19 protein-coding genes are annotated in these 17,495 nt (G+C 57.6%); 15 read left to right on the forward strand and 4 right to left on the reverse strand.

Annotated features, from left to right (window positions below; all coding sequences use genetic code 11):
- Nucleotides 1–16 precede the first annotated feature (16 nt).
- From COMA1_RS11820 to COMA1_RS11835, 4 genes are all read right to left on the reverse strand, one after another.
- Nucleotides 17–424 carry a hypothetical protein gene (locus tag COMA1_RS11820; RefSeq protein WP_090748675.1) on the reverse strand — a complete coding sequence of 136 codons (408 nt, stop codon included), beginning with the start codon at nt 422–424 and terminating at the stop codon, nt 17–19.
- Nucleotides 425–777: 353 nt separating this feature from the next.
- Nucleotides 778–1,212, reverse strand: coding sequence for a glycine zipper family protein (locus COMA1_RS11825; protein ID WP_090748677.1), 435 nt, complete (start codon nt 1,210–1,212; stop codon nt 778–780).
- Entirely contained in the window at nt 1,209–1,514 is a 306-nt protein-coding gene (locus COMA1_RS11830) for a DUF167 domain-containing protein (RefSeq protein WP_245631030.1), read from the reverse strand. Before COMA1_RS11830 ends, COMA1_RS11825 begins: the two co-directional genes overlap by 4 nt.
- Before the next feature lie 35 nt (nt 1,515–1,549).
- Nucleotides 1,550–2,365 (reverse strand): CbbQ/NirQ/NorQ/GpvN family protein, encoded by an 816-nt coding sequence (locus tag COMA1_RS11835; RefSeq protein ID WP_090748679.1) that lies wholly within the window; start codon nt 2,363–2,365, stop codon nt 1,550–1,552.
- 380 nt (nt 2,366–2,745) lie between these two features.
- Between COMA1_RS11835 and aceE the strand changes: the two genes are divergently transcribed.
- From aceE to COMA1_RS11905, 15 genes are all read left to right on the forward strand, one after another.
- A complete protein-coding gene (gene aceE / locus COMA1_RS11840) occupies nt 2,746–5,427 on the forward strand; it encodes a pyruvate dehydrogenase (acetyl-transferring), homodimeric type (RefSeq protein WP_090748887.1) in 2,682 nt (893 codons plus the stop codon).
- Between the two features lie 36 nt (nt 5,428–5,463).
- Entirely contained in the window at nt 5,464–6,792 is a 1,329-nt protein-coding gene (locus COMA1_RS21855) for a dihydrolipoamide acetyltransferase family protein (protein ID WP_090748681.1), read from the forward strand.
- Between the two features lie 54 nt (nt 6,793–6,846).
- Nucleotides 6,847–8,262, forward strand: a complete 1,416-nt coding sequence (lpdA, locus tag COMA1_RS11850) for a dihydrolipoyl dehydrogenase (RefSeq protein ID WP_090748683.1) — start codon at nt 6,847–6,849, stop codon at nt 8,260–8,262.
- Between the two features lie 16 nt (nt 8,263–8,278).
- On the forward strand, nt 8,279–8,995 hold the full coding sequence (locus tag COMA1_RS11855) for a lipoate--protein ligase family protein (protein ID WP_141654322.1): 717 nt from the start codon (nt 8,279–8,281) through the stop codon (nt 8,993–8,995).
- A gap of 729 nt (nt 8,996–9,724) precedes the next feature.
- Nucleotides 9,725–9,913 (forward strand): hypothetical protein, encoded by a 189-nt coding sequence (locus COMA1_RS20645; protein WP_141654323.1) that lies wholly within the window; start codon nt 9,725–9,727, stop codon nt 9,911–9,913.
- 58 nt (nt 9,914–9,971) lie between these two features.
- Nucleotides 9,972–10,154: a hypothetical protein gene (locus tag COMA1_RS20650; RefSeq protein WP_141654324.1), complete on the forward strand. Its 183-nt coding sequence runs from the start codon at nt 9,972–9,974 to the stop codon at nt 10,152–10,154.
- 30 nt (nt 10,155–10,184) lie between these two features.
- Nucleotides 10,185–11,582 (forward strand): two-component system sensor histidine kinase NtrB, encoded by a 1,398-nt coding sequence (locus COMA1_RS11865; protein WP_090748689.1) that lies wholly within the window; start codon nt 10,185–10,187, stop codon nt 11,580–11,582.
- Entirely contained in the window at nt 11,579–12,937 is a 1,359-nt protein-coding gene (locus COMA1_RS11870; RefSeq protein WP_090748691.1) for a sigma-54-dependent transcriptional regulator, read from the forward strand. Before COMA1_RS11865 ends, COMA1_RS11870 begins: the two co-directional genes overlap by 4 nt.
- A gap of 329 nt (nt 12,938–13,266) precedes the next feature.
- On the forward strand, nt 13,267–13,899 hold the full coding sequence (locus tag COMA1_RS11875) for a hypothetical protein (RefSeq protein WP_090748693.1): 633 nt from the start codon (nt 13,267–13,269) through the stop codon (nt 13,897–13,899).
- Between the two features lie 28 nt (nt 13,900–13,927).
- A complete protein-coding gene (locus COMA1_RS11880) occupies nt 13,928–14,302 on the forward strand; it encodes a hypothetical protein (protein ID WP_090748695.1) in 375 nt (124 codons plus the stop codon).
- Nucleotides 14,274–14,966 (forward strand): carbon monoxide dehydrogenase beta subunit family protein, encoded by a 693-nt coding sequence (locus COMA1_RS11885; protein WP_176698007.1) that lies wholly within the window; start codon nt 14,274–14,276, stop codon nt 14,964–14,966. Before COMA1_RS11880 ends, COMA1_RS11885 begins: the two co-directional genes overlap by 29 nt.
- 41 nt (nt 14,967–15,007) lie before the next feature.
- Complete coding sequence (locus COMA1_RS11890) at nt 15,008–15,298, forward strand: tetratricopeptide repeat protein (RefSeq protein WP_090748697.1); 291 nt, start codon at nt 15,008–15,010, stop codon at nt 15,296–15,298.
- A 13-nt stretch (nt 15,299–15,311) separates the two neighbouring features.
- Nucleotides 15,312–15,521, forward strand: a complete 210-nt coding sequence (locus tag COMA1_RS11895) for a hypothetical protein (RefSeq protein WP_090748699.1) — start codon at nt 15,312–15,314, stop codon at nt 15,519–15,521.
- Nucleotides 15,522–15,765: 244 nt separating this feature from the next.
- Nucleotides 15,766–16,044, forward strand: a complete 279-nt coding sequence (locus COMA1_RS11900) for a hypothetical protein (protein WP_090748702.1) — start codon at nt 15,766–15,768, stop codon at nt 16,042–16,044.
- A 1-nt stretch (nt 16,045) separates the two neighbouring features.
- Nucleotides 16,046–17,488: a hypothetical protein gene (locus COMA1_RS11905; RefSeq protein WP_090748703.1), complete on the forward strand. Its 1,443-nt coding sequence runs from the start codon at nt 16,046–16,048 to the stop codon at nt 17,486–17,488.
- The last annotated feature ends 7 nt before the right edge of the window (nt 17,489–17,495 follow it).

Here is a 17,495-nt window from a genome sequence, read left to right on the forward strand (position 1 = left end):
TTGTCGTGGTGGATAGTCACTCCCAGCCACTGACTTCGTAGCCTTTGTCTTTCAAACACTTCGTGACGGCATCCGCATAGAGAGGATCTGGTTCCAGCGGTTTGAACGTGCCACCGAGTAACCCGACTGTGAACCCGATGGCACTACCGGCGGCAGCCCCTATCGCGATTCCAGGCAATCCTCCGACCACTCCAGCCGATGCACCGACCGCTCCTCCAAGTGTCAGACCCAACACCGCCCCTGTTGCCGCATTACTACTTTGGTTGGTCCCATGCTCCAGTCCAGAGTTGTCGGCTCGCTGCTGGCAGGAGTCGATCTCCTGCTGAGCCACCTGCCTCCCGTACATATGCAGTTGCTTATTGGATCGTAAGATAGGTTGCGGTCCGGCACAGGCAATGAGGCTGATGAGGAGCACACACACCATTAGCCATTTCCAGGCCCGGTTGATCACAACAATCCCTCCAAGGGAGTTCTACCCAGCTCCTCACTTCTCACCCTTCAAGAAAAATGTCGAGATTATTTCGATTGTGGACAGCGAGCGTCATCAGCCCGAATGACCCAGGATGTGCTTCGACAAGCTCCGTACGAACGGAAGACAGAGCGCCACATGACAAAAGAGGTTCCTGCTGCGTGCAGTGTCCGATCAGATTCCCCATTCCACTTGCTGCCCCTTCGGTCAGGCACTGAGGGTGTTCCCATTGCGCGCATCCAACGAGGGCCTTCTGAGGCCGCGCGTTGGGCGAGCACCGAAACAACCTCGGTGCCCAATTCCTCCTCTTACTGCCATCCCGTCACGTCATATCCCTTCTCTTGCAAACACCGATTGACAAAGCCCGTGTAGGCTTGGTTGGGCTGATGCGAGGGGCCGACGATCACAGAAAATAATCCAGTCAGAAGACCCCAGACTGCACCGCTGGCCGCGCCAATCATCGATCCTCGTCCCACAGCTCCAGAGATAGCCCCACCGACCGCCCCGCTAGCAGCACCGACACCAGCCCCGACGGCCGTCCCTGTCGCAACTCGCCCGGCTTTACCACTCCCTTCCGAAGCACCAGCTGATTCCGCTGCCTCCTTGCAGGCATCGATGTCTTGCTCGGCCACTTCCTTTCCCACGGATTGCATATGCGCGTTTGGATACAGCACCGGACGCGCACTCGAACAGGCCGTAGTCATCAGCACTGCCATCACCGCACCAATCCTGATCCCTTTCATGCCTTCACCGGTCCTTTCTCGCCTGGTGGCATTAGTCGAGCCCATAGCCACTCCGCAGTGACTCCTTTTATATGCAGACGTTTATGCCGAGACCCTGCCCCAGCCTGAATTCGCACATGTGTGCGTGGAACGGCACAGCAGCCGGCGATAAAACGGATCAGCTCATCATTGGCATCGCCATCATGAGGAGGAGCCGCCACGCGAATCTTGATCGCGTCGCCGTGGATTCCGACACATTCAGTTCGAGCGGCCTTGGGTTGGACATGCACCATGAGGACCACCCCACCCTCACTGTCTCTCACGATGGCATGCCGGGAAGTCACGGGAACGGGGACTGTTAAAAGATGGCTTTGACGAGTTCGAGTATCGCCCGCTGCATATCAGCATCATCGGTAATCGGACGGGCAACAGCCACGTCACAAGCTCTCGCCGCCGGAACCCCCTGCTTGATCAAGGTCCCGGCATAGATCAAGAGTCTGGTACTGACTCCTTCTTCGAGACCATGATTTCTGAGGTTGCGGACTTTTTGACCGAGCTTGACGAGATTACCTGCAATCGTCGGCTCCACACCGGCTTCACGCTGAATCACCCGCGCTTCAATATCCGGAGCAGGGTAGTCAAATTCGATCGCCATGAAGCGCTGCTTCGTGCTTTGCTTCAGGTCTTTGAGTACGCTTTGATACCCCGGGTTATAAGAGATCACCAGCATAAACTCGTCGGCAGCTTCCACGATCTGCCCTTTTTTCTCGATCGGGAGCACGCGCCGATCATCACTGAGGGGGTGGATGATAACCGTCGTATCCTTCCTGGCTTCGACCACTTCATCGAGATACACAATGGCCCCCTGTTTCACCCCGACCGTCAGCGGCCCGTCCATCCAGACCGTCTCTTGTCCCTTGAGAAGATACCGGCCGACCAAGTCCGAAGCCGTCAGGTCTTCATGACAGGCCACCGTGATCAAGGGTCGACCGAGCTTGTAGGCCATGTACTGAACAAACCTACTCTTCCCGCAACCGGTCGGCCCTTTGAGCATCACAGGCAGTTTGCGCTCTGCCGCGATGGTAAACAGACCTACCTCCTCACAGACTTCGGCATAAAACGGCTCCTGCCTGATCCGATACTGCGCCACATCGATTTCGCGTACCTGTTGCATGACTCCACGCCCTTGTATGGAAGACGACCGGAAACCGCCAGAATCATAGCCGGTGAAATACCCATCACCATAAACGGAACAAAGTGCCAAGATCAAGCAAAGGGGAAAGATTAGGAGGTTACTCGATCTGCGTTGCCATGCAGTACGATTCACCCTTTCCACCTGTATTGCCACCGCTCGTCCTGAGTCCACCAGGCTGTTTCTATTCAGCCACAGTGAGAAATTGCCGAGCTCCTACGAAAACAGTAGAATGTGTTTGATGTGCCCACAATCAATATTGTCCCTACGCCATACGATGTAGTCGTGATCCATCATCACATCACGCAATCGGCTGGGAGGAGTGAGATGTGTCCGATCCAGCTCCCTATCAAGAGGCCTGCATGAACGACGCGGATTGTAGTGGTCAACCACAAAGTGACATTGATCCGCAGGAAACCAGCGAATGGCTGGATTCCCTCGACTATGTCCTGGAACAGCACGGCATTGAGCGAGCGACGTATCTGTTCGAACGGCTTCGTGATCGCCTGGGCGAACGCGGAGCGCAGGTCTCCCACTCGATCAATACACCGTACGTCAATACGCTTCCGGTCTCTCAACAACCGCCCTACCCAGGCAACCTTGAGTTAGAACGCCGAATCCGCAGCCTGATCCGCTGGAATGCCATGGCCATGGTCGTGAAGGCCAACCAACAGCGGCCCGGGATCGGCGGACACATTTCTACTTTTGCATCGGCAGCCACACTCTATGAGGTAGCACTCCATCATTTCCTCCGCGGCAAAGACAGCCCCCAAGGCGGTGACCAGGTCTATTTTCAAGGTCACGCCGCGCCGGGAATCTATGCGCGCAGCTTTGTCGAAGGACGCCTTCCGGAGGAGGCACTCCACCGCTTCCGCGCCGAGTTGAACTCGGACGGGCGAGGCTTGTCGTCCTATCCGCACCCCTGGCTGCTCCCCGACTACTGGGAGTTCCCGACCGTCTCAATGGGCTTGGGACCGATCCTGTCGATTTATCAGGCACGGTTCAACCATTACCTCCAGGATCGAGGTCTCAAAGACACGAACCAACAGCGCGTGTGGGCCTTCATCGGCGACGGTGAAACCGATGAGCCGGAAAGTCTCGGCGCTCTCTCGCTCGCCGCCCGTGAACGACTCGACAATCTCATTTGGGTCGTCAATTGTAATCTGCAACGCCTCGACGGTCCCGTACGCGGCAACGGTAAGATCATCCAAGAGTTGGAAGCTATTTTTCGCGGCGCCGGCTGGCACGTCATCAAAGTCATCTGGGGGAGCGATTGGGATGCGCTGTTGTCGAAAGACGATGAGGGACTCCTGGTCAAACGAATGGGCGAGGTGGTGGACGGCTGGTATCAAAAGTATGTGGTGGAAGGCGGCGCGTTCGCGCGGCAACATTTCTTCGGCGCCGATCCGCGACTGCTCAAGTTGGTGGAGAACTATTCCGATGAACAAATCCACAAAATGCTACGGGGCGGACATGATCCGAGAAAACTCTACACCGCCTACAAAGCCGCTGTGGAGCACACAGGGCAACCCACCGTGATCTTGGCCAAAACAATCAAAGGGTATGGCCTCGGCGAGGCCGGCGAAGGACGCAACATCTCCCATCAGCAGAAAAAGTTGAACGAACAGGAGCTACGGGAGTTCCGGACGCGGTTCAGCGTGCCGGTACCGGACGCGCATCTGACGTCGACCCCATTCTACCGTCCACCGACCGATAGTCCTGAAGCGGCGTACCTCGAGGAACGGATTAAGATCATGGGCGGTCCGATTCCGGCACGGCGTGTCACCGTCGAGCCTCTCACCACACCGGCGCTCGACAGGTTCAAGGAGTTTCTCGAAGGATCGGGAGAACGCTCGGTCTCCAGCACGATGGGATTCGCGCGCATGCTGAGCCGCCTGCTCGGCATGAAGGATATCGGGAAATATCTCGTCCCGATCATTCCCGACGAAGGCCGTACGTTCGGCCTGGAGGCGTTCTTCCGACAGTATGGCATTTACTCGCACATCGGCCAGCTGTATGAACCGGTCGACAAAAGCTCACTGTTGCACTACTTCGAAGCGAAAAACGGGCAGATTCTTGAGGAAGGCATTACCGAAGCCGGAGCCATGTCGTCCTACATCGCGGCAGGGACATCCTATGCGACGCACGGCATCAACATGATTCCGTTCTACATTTTCTATTCCATGTTTGGCTTTCAGCGGATCGGCGATTTGATGTGGGCTGCCTGCGACATGCGCGCGCGGGGATTTCTGTTGGGTGCCACTGCGGGACGGACGACGTTGGAAGGGGAAGGGCTGCAACACCAGGACGGGCAGAGCCATCTCCTCGCCAGTGCCTACCCGACGATCGCGGCGTATGATCCGGCCTTCATGTTTGAGCTGGCGGTCATTCTCCAGGATGGACTGAAGAAGATGTACCAGGACCAACAAGACGTGTCCTACTATATCACCCTCTACAACGAATCCTATCAGATGCCGACCATGCCGCCGAACGTGGAGGAGGGTATCCGAGAGGGTGTGTACCGATTCAGACCCGCCCCGGACCGGGCCAAGCACCGGGCGCATCTCCTCGCGAGCGGTCCGTTGGTGAACGAAGCGGTGCGTGCTCAGAGTCTGCTGTTACGCTACGGCGTTGCAGCGGATGTGTGGAGCGTGACAAGCTACAAGCAGCTGCGGATGAGAACCCTCGAGACCGAGCGCTGGAATCTGCTGCACCCGGAATCGGCACCCCGTGTGAGCTTCTTGCAGCAGACCGTCGAGCAGTTTGACGGCCCTTGCGTCGCCGTCAGCGACTATGTGCGACTGGTTCCGCAACAGATCGCGCCGTGGATTCCAGGCGGCCTCCTCACGCTAGGAACTGACGGCTTTGGTCGGAGCGACACCCGCAAGGCATTACGGCGCTTCTTCGAGGTCGACGCCGAACACCTGGCGGTGGCGACGCTCTACACCTTATCTCGTCGAGGATCCGTGGCGGCGAACCTGGTCATGCAAGCCACCCGTGATCTCGGGGTTTCACCTGATGGGGAGGCTCCGTGGCATCGATAACCCAAACCGGCACATCAAGAATGTTAGGAATATGAGATGAATGTCGAACTTCCATTTCTTGCAGAAGGGATCGAAGGCGGCGATGTGGTCCAAGTACTGGTGCGTGAGGGGGAGCAGGTACGCGAAGGTCAGTCATTGATTGAACTCGAAACCGACAAAGCCACCGTGCCGGTGCCGGCGCCCGCTACGGGAACTGTCGTACGCCTACTCGTTCGGCCAGGCGATCACGTCAAGGTCGGGCAGGCGCTGATTGAGCTGAATGGATCCGAAGATGCACCGCAAAAGGCCAAGACCTTCTCGCCTGGGAAGTCGACCGCAGCACCAGCCCCGAATCCGGATCCGACCGAGAACGCAGGCCAAGCGAAGGTCATGGAGCCTCAGGAGCATGGACCGACCCATCCGATGACGCCGCTGCCGGAACCAGCACAGCCGTCCGTGGAACCAAAGCCTCCTGCAGCCCCTCCGTCGCCCGCCGAACCGGGGATTCCCGCTCCTCCGTCGGTTCGCCGACTTGCGCGAGAATTGGGCGTGGACCTTTCACATGTCAAGGGGTCGGAGGCCGGCGGCCGGATCACCGCCGATGACGTGAAAGCCTTTGTGCGGGAGCGGACCAAACGCGGCGCCTCCCCGAACGCCGGTAGCGGTACCTACTCCACCCCTTATGGGTCGGAACGACGGGAACCGCTGCCATCGATCCGACGGAAGATCGCCGCGAACATGACGCAGGCCTGGACCACCATTCCGCACGTGCATCAATTCCAGGATGCCGACATCACCGATCTCATGACACTGCATAAACGGTATGCGCCGGAATTTAAGAAGAAGGGCGCCACACTGACGTTAAGCAGTCTCTTTCTGAAGGCGATCGTCCATGCGCTGAAACTGTACCCGCAACTGAATGCGACCCTCGATCTCACCAACGGTGAGGTGATCTACAAAGACTATTACAACATCGGTGTGGCGGTCGACACACCGGACGGACTGATCGTACCGGTGGTTCATCACGTGGATCAGAAGGATCTTCTGCAAATTTCCTTGGAGCTGGCTGATCTGGCAGAGCGAACCCGCAAGCGAGCGATCAAGCTGGAAGAGCTACAGGGTGCGACATTCACACTCAGCAACATGGGAGGGATCGGCGCCGGTCCATTCCTGCCGATCATCAATCCTCCTCAAGTCGGCATTCTCGGAGTCGGCAAGGCGCGGATGACGCCGGTGTATCGCGACGGTCAATTCGTCCCGCGCCGAGTGTTGCAACTGTGCGTGGCCTACGACCATCGCCTGGTGGACGGAGCGATCGGTGCGCGCTTTACCAACGAGCTCGTCAAAGTCCTAGAAGATTTTCAGGGGATGTTTCTGGGACTGTAGTGCGCGAAGCATCGCCCGTGAAACGTTTGGGGCAGCGAGAGAGGGAGGTGGGGTATGGCTGAATCGCACTATGACGTGGCGGTGATCGGCGCCGGTCCTGGCGGCTATGCCGCCGCGTTTCATGCAGCCGACCTGGGCTTGCGCACGGCCTTGATCGATGAGGATCCGCAACTGGGTGGTACCTGCTTATTGCGCGGTTGTATTCCGTCGAAAGCTTTGCTGCACGCAGCCCGCTTGATCACGGAGGCCGAAGAAGCGGCAGCCTGGGGCATTCATTTCGACAAGCCACGCGTAGACCTGGAGGCATTTCGCGACCGCGTGCAGACGATCATCGGGAAACTCACAAAGGGGGTGCGAACGCTGGCGGGCAGCCGGAAAGTCGAGGTGATCCAGGGGCGGGCCATGTTGAAGGATGCGACGACCCTTCGGCTCTCCGACTCCAATACCCCGCGCGAACTCTCATTCGCTCACGCCATCCTCGCGACCGGCTCGCAACCCCGCATTCCAGTCTCACTGCAACTCGATGACCCGCGCGTGATGGATTCCTCGAGCGCGCTCCAGTTGACGGATGTTCCTGCCCGCCTATTGGTCATCGGCGGCGGCTACATCGGCCTTGAGTTAGGCACGGTCTATCAGGCCCTCGGCTCCGCAGTGACGGTGGTCGAGGCAATGCCGCGCCTATTGAACAGCGTCGATGCAGATCTCGTGAGGCCTCTGCATCAGTGTCTGCAACGCCGATTCAAGGCGATCCGATTGAACACCACCGTGGAAAGGTTGGAAGCTCGGGCGGAAGGTCTGGCTGCAACCTTCACAGATTCTCAAGGAGCCAGCACCGAGATCTTCGATCGCGTGCTCGTTGCCGTCGGGCGCAGCCCCAGTACCGGTCGGCTTGGGCTCGAACACACACAGATCACGGTCACATCGAAGGGTTTCATCCACGTTGATCGGCAGATGCGCACGACCGAGCGGACGATTTTCGCCATCGGCGATGTGGTGGGCGAACCGATGCTCGCCCACAAGGCCACGCATGAAGGATTAGTCGCTGCCCAAGTCATCGCCGGACGACAGACAATTTTTGATGCGGCGGCGATCCCGGCTGTGGTCTTCACTGATCCGGAAATCGCCTGGTGCGGGCTGACGGAAGAAGCGGCCAAGGCATCGGGACAAGTCGTGAAGGTCGTGCGGTTTCCTTGGGCAGCGTCAGGGCGCGCCACGACCTTGGGCCGTACCGAAGGCCTCACGAAGCTCATACTCGATGCCGCATCGGGCCGCGTCCTCGGCATGGGACTATGCGGCGTCGGTGCGGGCGAGTTGATCGCCGAAGGAGTCCTGGCGATCGAGATGGGGGCGCTTGCGGAAGATGTGGCCGCTTCAATCCATCCACACCCGACGCTGAGCGAGACGGTCATGGAAGCAGCCGAATCGTTCTCCGGATCACCGACCCATCTCTTCGTGCCGAAACGGTCATGACGTGGAGGCCTTTCGCTTGCTCGATCTCACCCTCCCCCGTCCAGTCGAGAATCTCGCACTGGATGAGGTATTGCTGGAAGAACTGGATGAACGGGGCGGGGCGCCGATGCTTCGGTTCTGGGAGAGCGATCGCCTATTCGTTGTCTTAGGTCGCGGCTCACGTGTGGGTGATGAGGTGGATGTCCCTGCCTGCGAAAGAGACGGCGTCCCGATCCTTCGACGCGCAAGCGGCGGGGGAACCGTCTTACAAGGGCCAGGTTGTCTCTCCTATGCCATCGTGGTGCCGTATCGGCTATATTCTGAGCTCAGAACCATTCGCACCACCAATCAATTTGTTCTTGAACGGATCGCCGCGGCGCTTCAGCGGTGGGAGCCGACGACGACCTTCCAAGGGACCAGCGACCTTGCCGTCGGCAACCTGAAGATTTCCGGCAATGCACAGCGCCGTGCCGGGAACGCGCTGCTCTTTCACGGGACCATTCTGCACTCTATGAGCGCCGATCTCGTTGCACAGTACCTCAAGCACCCCTCACGGCAGCCCGACTACCGATTGGACCGGCCTCACAGAATGTTCCTGGGGACAATCACCGCTCCCCCGCAGGCCATCAAACAAGCCATTGCCTCCGCATGGAACGCAGTACCGCTGGAGCACGGATGGCCCATATCCCGCATGCCCCATGCCATCGCGGCTGTCCTCGCACGAAGCCGAGATGAACCGTCGAGCGCTTCTTAACCCCATCCAACCGAACAACCACTGTTAGAGATTCTTACCATCTGGGGCGATGGTTTGGCGCATCTGTTCTTCCTCGAACGGGAGACCGGCCACGTCTCAGCACGATGCAAAGTTTGCACACGTCTCCCACACATGGAGTCTAAGACCTGCGAGTCTCGTGATCGCTTGTAATGAAGCTTCTGAAAAATCTAGCCGATATCGTGTCGATTCGCAGGGCATCCGAATTGCTTAGACAACCTTCTCGCGCAGTGAGGGCTCGACAGTTCCGGGCGGGCCTTCTTACAAACAACAGGGGAAACATGGACATAGAGCCCCCAGATAATCTGTGTGAGTCTTGCGGTTGTCCGATGCCTCGACTTGTCTTCGACGAGGTGCACAAGCTGCTTCTCTGTGGGCGATGCCTCGAAAAGCGACCATTTCGAGAAGACCGGAGCCAGCTGCCGAAATCGGAAACGTTCTAGCTCTGAGATGGGAGACTTACGCAGGGTTGCGTTTCCCAGCCCACACCGGTCCGCTACCGGCAGAGAGCCCAGGAGGATGCAAGCTCACCACATACTCTCCCCGAGAGTCGATGGCCAGGTCGTGAATGGGAATTGCGGACCGTCATAAGTTGTCGTATCCCGATGAGAACTGGGAGGAAACGTCTTGATCGCCTAAATCATCGCTCGGAAATCGACTACAACCAGATCGATGGTCAGTCATTAAACACAACGTAGAGGAGGTCCAATCGTGGAACAGTCAATCGGTGAATTACATGTTGGTCAAAGTCCCATCGTCAGGTACTGCGATCGTTGCGCGCGGCGGGCCTCGAAGCTTCTGTGCGACGACCTGACCTGGCAGGAACTCTGTCAGGAATGTTGGGAGCAGTTGAAACGAAAACGAGAATTGGCTAGCAGTCTCGCGATACTGAAGAAATGAGCGGTCCGTCTGGCGGCTGACAGAATCTTCACGGTTCTTGTGCCGAGGGGAATCGGGTGTGCGACAGGTGCTGTCCCGAACGCTCTGCTGCCCTGCTCGAACCATCGACGCCCACAGTCGTTCCGCCGCCATCCGCCCATCGGCACAGTTCCCGATTGTCAAGTTGACCGCGATCGGCTGCCGAAGTCTTCCGCAGGTTGTACTGCTCGGTGCAACGGCCGACCCGGGCGTGTTAGCATGAAAAAGATGCACACTTCTCTCTGACGCGGCGATGTTCAGGCCCATTCCAGAAGCCACGCTCTTCCGACGGATCCCCTATCGGTTGATCGTGTCCGTGCTCCTACTCCTCGCCTTGGTCGTATCCGTCATGTTGCTCGTCAGCCTCGAACGAGAAAAACTCTTGCTTCGAGGATTTACCGAGGGGTCGAAGGCTCCGACAGAACTCTTCCAGGCCCTCTGGCAATCGCGCAACGATCTGATCGTCGAGACTCTTCTCGGCTTCCTCGTCAGTGCGATCGGGATCGCGGCGGCCATGACGTTTTTTCACTATGACGCCACGAGAAGGACCCTGGAAGAAGTCAAGGAACTCGCGCGGAACATTCTCCAGGGCATCCCCACGGGTGTGCTCACGGTTAATCAGGAAGGACTCGTCAGCGCGATGAATCCGGCGGCTGAGATGGTATTGAATCGCGTCTCACCGAGCTTGCTGGGGAACAGCTATGACGCGATATTCCTCGAAGCAGATCCGATCCGACAGGCTCTCGACGAGGCGTTGAGAGCGCACCGACATGTCAGTCAGAAGGACGTCCTCTATGAGCGCAAGGACCTCCCCCCGAAGACCATTCGCGTGAGTACAGCGGAACTGACCGGGGACGATAAGAAGGCTGCGGGCGTGATTCTGCAGGTGCAGGACGTCACCGAATGGCTCGGTCTGGAACAGCGAGTCCGGGTCGCAGAAAAGTTAGCGGCCCTGCATACGCTGTCCGCAGGGATGGCGCATGAGCTGCGCAATCCCTTAAGTGCCATGGATCTGAATTTGCACCTGCTGGAGGAAGAACTCAAGGAGAAGGGAACGCCAGGACAACAAGGTTGGCAATACCTCCACGTCTTGAATGCGGAATGCCGCCGTCTGTCTGGGATTCTGGACAACTTTATGAGGTTCGCGCGCCCAGGCGCGGTAGGCCTGCACGATATCAACGTCCAGGCACTGATCGAACACATCAGGGCCTTGATGCAGTTTGAGGCAGAGGAACGTCATGTTCTGCTTGACTATACTGTGGGAAAGGATTTGCCGGCAGTGTTGGGGGACGACACCCAGATCAGCCAAGTCTTGGTGAACATCATTGTGAATGCGTTTCATGCCATGCCGAACGGTGGGCGCTGTCATATCGCAGCGGTGCGCCGGGAGGCGGATGGGAAATCGTGGGTGGAAATTGCGGTGGAAGACAGCGGCGTCGGGATTCCTCAGAAGGAACTTCCCCGATTATTTGAACCTTTTTACACAACCAAGTCGAGCGGGACGGGGCTCGGTCTTGCCATCGCGTACCGGATTATGCAGGATCATGGCGGCACGATTCAGGTATCGAGCGTACCCGGAAGTGGAACGACGGTGGTGACACGATTTCCCCTCGCGAGTGATCACCCGCACCACGTGGGTGTGGGATCATGACGCAAGCCGAGCATATTCTCATCGTGGACGATGAGGTGAATATTCGGAGTGCGCTGGTAACGATGTTGGAGAAAAAAGGCTATCACGTTGCCGGAAGAGGGACAGGGGAAGAAGCGTTGCAACATCTCGAGGAAGTCCGGGCTGATCTGGTGATCACCGACCTGAGGATGCCCGGGATCGGCGGGATAGAATTCCTCCGTCGCGTTAAAGAGCAATGGCCCGACACGGTCGTCGTTATCATGACGGCGTATGGGTCGATCGATACGGCGGTGGAAGCAATGCGGCTGGGAGCCTATGACTATCTGACCAAACCGGTCGACCGTGAGCGGCTTCCGGTCGTGGTAGCCAAAGCGCTCGAGCACCATGCCCTGGCCTTTGAGAACAAGCGCCTCCGCGACCGTCTCGACACGCGGTCACGATTCGAGCAGATGAGCGGCGAGAGTGCGGCCATGCAACGAGTCTATAGCCTGGTGGAGATGGTGGCAGACCGCGATGTGACTGTCCTGCTCACAGGGGAAAGCGGAACCGGCAAGGAACTAGTCGCGCGCGCGATCCACCATAAGAGCCTGAGAGCCGATGGGCCGTTCATTACCGTCAATTGCGGGGCCTTACCAGAGAATCTTTTCGAGAGCGAATTGTTCGGGTATGAAAAGGGCGCGTTCACCGGCGCCATGGCAACCAAGGTGGGGCGGTTCGAACTGGCAGACGGCGGCACCCTGCTGCTGGACGAAGTCGGCGAACTCTCCCTCAAGTCGCAAGTTGACTTCCTGCGTGTACTGGAAACGAAAGAATTCAGGCGCTTGGGGGGAACGAAGTTGATCAGAGTCGATGCGAGGATCATCGCCGCCACGAATCGCAATTTGGCTGAAGCGGTGAAGCAGGGGGATTTTCGAGAAGATCTTTATTATCGGCTGAACGTCGTGCCGCTCCATCTTCCGCCGCTCCGTGAACGAGGGGACGACATCCCGCTGCTCGTGACACGGTTTCTGGTGGAATGTTGCGCGCAACATCAACGAAAACCCAAGGAAGTTTCTCGGGAGGCCATGCGACTACTTCGATTGTATGCTTGGCCCGGCAACATTCGCCAGCTGAGAAACCTGATGGAGCGATTAGTGGTCACCGTGCCGGATACAACGCTTCACCCAATGCACCTTCCCGAAGAAATCCAGATCAGTAAGGAAGACCACCGCACCATGATGGTGACGCTCGGAACACCGATTGAGCAGATCGAGCGAGACGTGATCAGTCGAACCTTGAAGGAAGTCACCAACCATCGGGAACAGGCCGCAAAGCTGTTAGGGATCAGCTTGAGAACCCTCCAATATAAAATCAAAGAATACGGCATTCGCGACTGAGGGTTCTGACCCGTAGTCTCTTCTTACTGAACACCAACGCCCATCTGAGTAGCGATTCATTCATCCCGCATCGATATGACAGGATTCAGAACTCATGCCACAGGCGCAAGAACTGCACCCCTAATCGCCCTAGAACAGCTTAACTCTGCAATTCTTGCACGAAGGAGTTTTCGGCAAGAGAGATGATGTCCCCACTCTTCATCACGAAAACCATAACCCCTCGATAGATTACATGTCCGAGTAATAATCCTGTGCCTGTTCCACAACGGCATTATCCCTGCAAGAGCTTCGATGTGTGGAGGTCATGTGGCGATAAGAATGGCTTCGGCATGAAGTGGAGAGGCTTCCGTCAGCTTCCCATCCCATTCGTGGCAACGGCCCTCATGGGGGCGCTCACCGGTTGTGCGCAACCGCCTATCGAACAACTTGCGGCCGCCAAGAAAGCGGTGGAGTCGGCGCAGGCCGCCGGGGCAGCAGAGTATGCAAGTGAGAGCCTTGCCAAACTGGAACGAGAATTCGCGTTGGCGAAAGAGGAATTTACAGGACAAGAACACGTCTTCTCAATAGTTCAATCCTTTTCCGACGCAGAGGAATTGTTGATCAAGGTGCAGGAAGATGCCAGGCAGGTTGAGGCCACTGCGGTTCACAACAAGGAAATGGCCAAAACTGCAGCTCACACCATGGAGCAAGAGGCCAAGCAGATCTTAGCCTCGGCGAAGAGATTCATGTCGCACAGACCGATTGGACCGGCACGGGCTTCAAGGACAATCATCGAGCAGAAACTCACCGGCTTAGAGAAGCGTCTTCGTGCGGTGGGTCAATTGATCGAACACGAGGATTATCTCGATGCGGAAATGCAAGCCAGGGTATTGAAGGAGAACGGTATGGCGGTTTCCGAGCAAATCCAACAGCTCTCCCCAAAGGCCACGGGTGCATTGGGCCAAGTGAGGCAGAGATCGTGACAAGGGAAAAATGAAAGAGCCGGGAACCATGTCCCAAGTTCGTGAGCAGCAGATCTGGTTGTTGAACGTGCTCGAGTCTCTGGCGGCGGTGCTTGTTGTAGTCGGAGCTATCGCCTGGGGCTGGTATCGGACTCTCCTGGTTGCCTTCAGCCTAACCGTTTTGCCCTATGCCGTGTGGCGCACAATACGAAACCTCGAACAAGAACCCGATCCGTCTCGTCATCCTGAGGAACGACTTGCGAAAGAAGGATCAACCGCGCCAGGGCTGATCTCCTGCTGGCCGGTGGATTCAGAAATGAAACACGGTCGTACGAACCGAGTCAATCAACCAATGATCCAAACAGCCACAGCCATGGAACAGAAAGGAACGCTACATGAATCCATTGCATGCCGTCACGCGTGAACGTGTGATCGATGTCGGTCCGGCCGGATTTCATCCTCCCTCGGCGATGGAATTGGGGGTGACCCATCCTGACTCCGGGTTCGGGTTGTGCTACGGCCAGCATGCGCCGGCCGATGAGGTCATTGCCGAATCAGCGCGGCAATTATATACGCGAAAGAATCCCACGATCTTTCCTGGCCCCTTGTATCTCTGGGCTTGGAATCCCGACTGGATCGCTAAAGGACAGGCCCTGTTGCGGCTCGCCGCCGAAATTCCGAATGTGATGATCATTCCGATGCCGGACTATCGGCCGAAGTATCCCAAGATCGATCCGGAGGAAGGGATCAACCCCAATCATCCAAACCTCACGATCTGGCACAACAAGATCGAGGTTGCCCTGTTCATCGGCATTCATTGCCACTATGCCAACTTGGCGCTGCGCATGATACGAGCCGGAACGAATTGCCTCACGATCGCTTTTTGCCACGACATTCATGAAGACGCGATGCTCAGCCTCCAGGATCTCGATGTGACCTACATGAATCACGTCATCGAGATTTTTCGAGCCGTGCGCAAGGAGCTGGGCGTCGAAATGCCGCCGGACGGGAAGACCGTACGCTTGACCGGCACGCAGATGCGCGCCAACCACGGGGTGGAGTGCGTGCATCCGTGTCCAGGAGCCTGAGCGGATTGGGGGAAAGGGGTAGAAAGAAGAGGACTCGAAGGATGTCGGGACCGGAGAGAAACTCACGCGAACCGCGACGCAGGACGGACCCGTTTGGGAGCGAGGACTGGTTGGCACAGCTCATCCGACTTCAGGACGCGCTGACCCTGTGTCCCACAGACATCACCTCGCGCTGTGAGTTGGCGGCATTGCTCGAAGCACTCGGGCAGCCAGAGGAAGCCTTCGTCAATTGGAAAGCAGTTTTGAGCACCGATCCCAACAATCTCACGGCACGAGAGGGAATGGCGCGTTGTCACCGGAAGGTGGGACGGCCGCTTCAATCCAGCCTGTGAGAGGAGCACGGTGATGCCGGCGATCCGGGGCACAGTCGACCGAGTCGATACCAGTACCAGCTGTGTGCAGGTGAAGGCTCCCCTGTCCGAAAGCACGACGATTCGTGGCCGAGTCTTCGTGACAGCACACATGCGGATCGTCCGAGACATTGAGCGGATCGATCTTTCCAGTCTCTGTGTGAGGGAATCGGCGGAGATTAGCTACCATCATGGATGCAAGTGAATCATAGAAGCGGAGATGATTTCGATTCGATCCGACAGTGCGATCTGGCTGTTTCAGAGCGCCCCAGGGAAAAGTTCGTGCTCAGCCTTCGTAAGAAGTTGAGACGATCTCCGAATCACAACTGAGGAGGTAGCCCATGGCGACGAAACGGAAGGCACCGGCGAAAACGTCTATACGAACAACAGCCAGCAAGAAGAAGAGGAAAGGGAAAAAGCAATAGCCCGTTGAGAGGAGGGGTCTCACGATGTCAGGACATGCCGATATCGTTCTGGTGCAATATCCACGGGGCGCCACCGCTCTGGTGTGGGTCGATTTAAGCACAGGGCGGGTGATGACCAACCATGCCGGATTACAGGTCACGTTACGCCGAGGCGTGAAGAACTGGGCTGGCCAGGTTCTCCGTCCGCACGACGGCGCGCTCTTTCTCTCCGCCGTCTACGACCACTTTTTTCTCAGCGGGTATCCGGTCCACTGGCTTGGCGTTTCTGGGTTGAAGGGAGTGCAGAACACCTATCGTGTATAGGATGAACGCGATCGACATGGCTCCCTTCACCGCATGGCTGCCGGCTCGGCCCGATCAAGAGGTGGATCTCATCGTCAAAATCGTGGGGCCTACCGCCTCGGTGCTTGTGAAAGACTGGGCGGTCATCGCCCAATTCCTTATTCAGAAAGGTCTCTCGGTTATCCTCCAGAGTAGCCGAGTCGATGATGACCGTAGCCCATTCGCCCTCACGATTCGTTTGGCCACAAAACCCTTCTCTTCCATGGGATCCGGGTGCGATGTGCTGGTCGATCTCACTGGGACGGATCCGGAATGGCGACGGAAGGGACTTCAACCGGGCAGTGTACTGATCTGGGAACCTTCGCCGAATGAGCAGGCGCAGCGCTTCCTCTCTCAAGGGGTGGTGGCCTATCCGATTCCACTTAAGGAGTTGTCCAGCAGGCAGGGCGAGGGCGTTCACGGAAGGGCTTTTACTGCGTTAGGAGTACTCCTCCATCTGCTCGGCGTATCGGAAACCACGCTCTGTCGGTGGGCACCTTCTCTTTCTGCCCCCCGATCGTTTACTGCCGGGCATGACTATGCGCGGCAGTTTGTCGAGAAACGCGATGTCTATGCCCTTCCATCTCGCTCGGTCGCTCCACAGCGTGGCATGCTGCTCAGTGCGGAGAAGGCGATCTTGTTGGGGTTCGCAGAGAACGCTTGCGAAAATCGAAACGCTTGTGCGACTGAACTGATGACCACCCCTTGGCAGTGGGTCGCCCACCATCTCGACCGTGCCCAATCGATCGTATCGGTACTGAAAAGCGAGTGGTATCCGGGTGTGCAGACCTATCGAGCGCCAAACGGAAAGGTCATGGTCCTTTCCCGAGCGGACGCTTCTGCTATCGGCTCCTGCCTCAATGGCCTCAAGGCATCTCACATCTTCGTCGCCGCAGATATCGCGGATGCGCTGAGGCTGACAATGCTGGGACAGGATCTCATTCGTACCGGCGCCAGCGACGGAGTGGGGATCCTCGTGGAAGACACCATCGTCCTTCAGCAGCAGACGGTGGAGATTCGCTCTTTGGTCGAGATGATTCGTCGTCGACGTCTCGACGACAGCTGTGCACCTGACGAAAGCCTCGCACTCTGCGAGCAAGATGGAGACGGCAACGCCGAGGTGGGGTACATCGCCTGGGGTGCGGCGCAGGGCGTGGTGCGGGATGCGGTGAGACTCTGCCGAAGTGTTGGTCTGCGAGTGGCTGGATTCTATCCCAAACTGATCAGACCGTTTCAGCACCAGGCCATGGAGGCCTTCGCGAGAACCGTCGATCGGGTCGTCCTCGTCGAGTCTGATACGGCTCAGGGTTATTGGAATGAACTGCACGCAGGCTTCTCGTTCGAGCATTCGCTGCTCACGCCGCCAGCGGGCCAATCACTCACACCGATGGATATTTTTCTCAGAGAAGGGTTGGGAACCGAGTGACATCATA

Origin of the sequence: Candidatus Nitrospira nitrosa, assembly GCF_001458735.1 — a bacterium.
Classification (GTDB): Bacteria; Nitrospirota; Nitrospiria; order Nitrospirales; family Nitrospiraceae; genus Nitrospira_D; species Nitrospira_D nitrosa.